Source organism: Cobetia sp., assembly GCF_983723665.1.
Map to the genome: position 1 here is coordinate 1 of NZ_CFDJES010000213.1, position 3,472 is coordinate 3,472.

General features: G+C 63.3%; 2 protein-coding genes and 3 tRNA genes. 4 read left to right on the plus strand and 1 reads right to left on the minus strand.

Annotated features, from left to right (window positions below; all coding sequences use genetic code 11):
• On the plus strand, positions 1–1,791 hold a 1,791-nt coding region (locus AC4FAH_RS13945; RefSeq protein WP_490246249.1), incomplete at its 5' end, for a DUF349 domain-containing protein.
• Positions 1,792–1,942: 151 nt separating this feature from the next.
• On the opposite strand, the gene phbB is transcribed toward AC4FAH_RS13945, so the two are convergent.
• A complete protein-coding gene (gene phbB, locus AC4FAH_RS13950; RefSeq protein WP_043336510.1) occupies positions 1,943–2,689 on the minus strand; it encodes an acetoacetyl-CoA reductase in 747 nt (248 codons plus the stop codon).
• A 370-nt stretch (positions 2,690–3,059) separates the two neighbouring features.
• Between phbB and AC4FAH_RS13955 the strand changes: the two genes are divergently transcribed.
• From AC4FAH_RS13955 to AC4FAH_RS13965, 3 genes are all read left to right on the plus strand, one after another.
• Positions 3,060–3,136: transfer RNA gene (locus AC4FAH_RS13955), tRNA-Met, on the plus strand.
• Positions 3,137–3,188: 52 nt separating this feature from the next.
• Positions 3,189–3,265 (plus strand) — tRNA-Met (locus AC4FAH_RS13960).
• Between the two features lie 43 nt (positions 3,266–3,308).
• Positions 3,309–3,385: transfer RNA gene (locus AC4FAH_RS13965), tRNA-Met, on the plus strand.
• Positions 3,386–3,472 lie beyond the last annotated feature (87 nt).

Consider the following 3,472-nt stretch of genomic DNA (forward strand, 5'->3'; position numbering starts at 1 on the left):
TGGCATCGCCATCAGCTGTGCCAGGGCGAGCTGGATGCCGCGCTGGTCGACAATGACATCGACCAGCTGCGTCGTCTGGAAAGCGAAGTGGCCTGGCCTACGGGTCTGCCGCAGACCGCCAGCCTGAGCGCGGTGCGTCAGGCGATCAGCGCGGCGCAGCCAGAAGAGCCGACAGAGGCAGCGCAGGAGCAGGACGCGCTCGATGGCAGCCCTGCACAAGACGCCGAGTCAGCTGACGCCTCCCGCGCGGCCGACGGCAAGGCGAGCCTGGATCTGGACGCACTGGATGCCGAACTGGCACGCCTGGAAGCGGATCTCGATGCCGGCAAGCTCAAGCCGGCCAGCCGTCTGCATCGCTCACTGCGCGATCGCACCGAAGGCCAGCTCGACAATGCCCGCCAGACACGCCTGCGCCAGCTGGGCGCGCGTGTCGCGGAACTCCGTGACTGGCAGAACTTCGTCGCGGCACCCAAGCGCGAGCAGCTGCTCGAGGCCATCACCACCCTGAGCGAGCGCGATGACATCAGCGATGAGCAACGCGACCGCCAGCACCAGCAGCTGATTCAGCAATGGCGCGAGCTGGGCGATGCAGCCGCCAGCCGCGATGCCAGCCAGGCCTTCCGCACCGCCTCTGACGCCATCAAGCTGCGCCTGCGGGATTACCGCGAATCGCGCAAGCAGCTGCGTGAATACAATCTGGCCATGCGCGAAGCGCTCTGCGAGCAGCTCGAATCGCTCAACGGCCACGCCATGGACGATGCCGACCCCGACTCCCTGCGCCAGATCCGTGATCGCGCCCGTGAGGAATGGCGTCGCCACACGCCGGTGCCCGCAGGCCCCGGTCGCCAGCTGTCGCATCGCTTCGGTGAGGCACTGACGGCACTGCAGGGGCTGATCGACAGCCGCGCGGGCCAGATCGCCGCCGCCAAGCAGGCACTGGTCGATGCCGTCGAGGCGCTGGCCAATGAGGACTCACCGGCACGTGCCCGCGCCGAACAGGCCAAGGCACTGCAGAGTCGCTGGCGCGAGATGGGCCGCGCACCCAAGGGCGAAGAGCAACGCCTGTGGGCCGCCTTCCGCGCGGCGTGCGACCGTATCTTCGCCGCGCGCGATCAGGACCGCGAAGACCGCGACAGCCGCGAGCAGGCACGTCTGGATCAGTGGCAGGCGCTGATCGAACGCCTCGACAGCTGGGAGCCGGAGACACTGGAAGACGCCGCCCTGCTCGATGACGCCCTGAAGGAAGCCGACACCCTTGGCCCGCTGCCGCGCGGCAAGCGGGGCGACGGCATGCGTCGTCGCTGGACCGGCATTCTCAAGCGTCGTGAGCAGCGTCTGGATGAACTGCACGCCCTGCAGCTGCGCGAGGAATGGCAGCAATGGCGTGATCTGCTCGAACAGCACGCCGTGGCGGATGCCAGCGCGCGCAACGGCGACGTGCAGGATGTCGAGCTGCCGAACACCTCGGCCTTCGACGACAACAGCCGTCAGGCCAATGCGGCGCGCAACCAGATGCGCCAGGCCCTGCCGAGCAACTGCAGCGCCGCCAACGAGCGCCTGGCCGAGCTGCGTGTCCACCTGGCCATTCTGTTCGAGGCCCCGCTGGGCAGCGAAGATGAATCACGCCGCCTGACCGTGCAGGTCGCGCGCATCAACCAGCAGCTGGGCGAGCGCATGGAACGTGAAGAAGAGCTGGATGAGGTGCTGGATGCGCTGCTCGCCAACGGTCCGCTGGACTGGGACGCCTGGCAGACCGAACTGCCGCGCTTCGATGCGCTGTTCAATCACTGAGCCAGTGCTCTTGAGCTGGTGACGACGCGCTCGCAAGATTGAAGTCATGGCAACGAAAAGCCCCCGCCTCGAGAGAGACGGGGGCTTTTTCATTCTCTTGCCAGAGGGGGCCGGGTGCCAACCCTGCTCTGGCTCGCGCTAGCGCAGAGCATCAGCCCATGAACTGGCCGCCATTGATATCCAGGTTGGCACCGGTGATGAAGCCGGATTTCTCGTCGGCCAGGAAGGCGACCGCACGTGCGATCTCGTCCGGCTGACCATAACGCTTGACCGGGATGGTCTCGCGGATCGATTCACGGATCTCTTCGGGGATCTTCATGATCATGTCGGTGGCGATGTAGCCCGGTGACAGGGTGTTGACGGTAATGCCCTTGGTCGCGGTTTCCTGCGCCAGCGCCATGGTCAGACCATGCATGCCCGCCTTGGCGGCCGAGTAGTTGACCTGCCCGAACTGGCCCTTGCGGCCATTGATGGAGGAGATGTTCACGATGCGGCCGTACTTGTGCTCCAGCATGTCATTGATGACGGCACGGCAGGTGTTGAAGACGCTGTCGAGGTTGCAGTTGATGACTTCGCGCCACTGCTCATAGCTCATCTTGCGCATGGAGGTATCACGCGTGATGCCGGCGCAGTTGACCAGAACCGCGATCGGACCGAAGCGCTCGCGGATTTCGTTGACGCCTGCCTGACAGGCTTCGAAGTTGTCCAGCTCGATGCCGGACAGTGCGATGTTCTCGAACCCGGCAGCGCGCTGTTCCGACAGCCACCCCTCTGCCTTTTCCTTGTTCCTGTAACCCGCAATTACCTGATACCCCTGGTTCGCCAGCTCGCGGCAGATAGCGGAACCAATGCCACCGGTACCACCGGTAACCCATGCGACGGGTGCTGTTTGTGTCATCTTATTGTGTCTCCCTAATCCTGGAACGTCCTGTGTCCTTGGCTTGGGCACAGCTTGGCGAATCTGCGGACACCCCCGCCCTGAGAAAACGAGAATGCCTGCAACGACAACAATGACCCGCGTCTCTAACAGCCTGATGACAATCGTGCACTCTGTGACGCCTGCCATCCGCCTGCGCGAGGCGCGTCACCCTCAGTATGGACAGGATGCAGCGGGAATGTATGTAGCAGATCTCTCACACAAGATGCCGATAATCGCTCGAGGTACGCAGACGGGTTGGTGACGACTCACCGGACACGAGAAGTTTGCGTCAATTACGGGATAACGGTTGACGCAGCACTGTATATCCTTATACTACGCCCCACGTTGATGCGGGGTGGAGCAGTCTGGTAGCTCGTCGGGCTCATAACCCGAAGGTCATCGGTTCAAATCCGGTCCCCGCTACCACTGACAAGTCGTTGCCTATCAGGCAATTGCCGGTCAGACACCAACGTGATGTTGCGGGATGGAGCAGTCTGGTAGCTCGTCGGGCTCATAACCCGAAGGTCATCGGTTCAAATCCGGTTCCCGCTACCAACCTCTGATGCGTCAGAGTTGGAGCAAAGGCAGTACCCAGTGTTGCGGGGTGGAGCAGTCTGGTAGCTCGTCGGGCTCATAACCCGAAGGTCATCGGTTCAAATCCGGTCCCCGCTACCAAGAATTCGAAAGGCCTGATGCCATGCATCAGGCCTTTTTCGTATGCGTGAAATTCCTGTGCGATGATGGCGAGGAAGCCGGTTCACG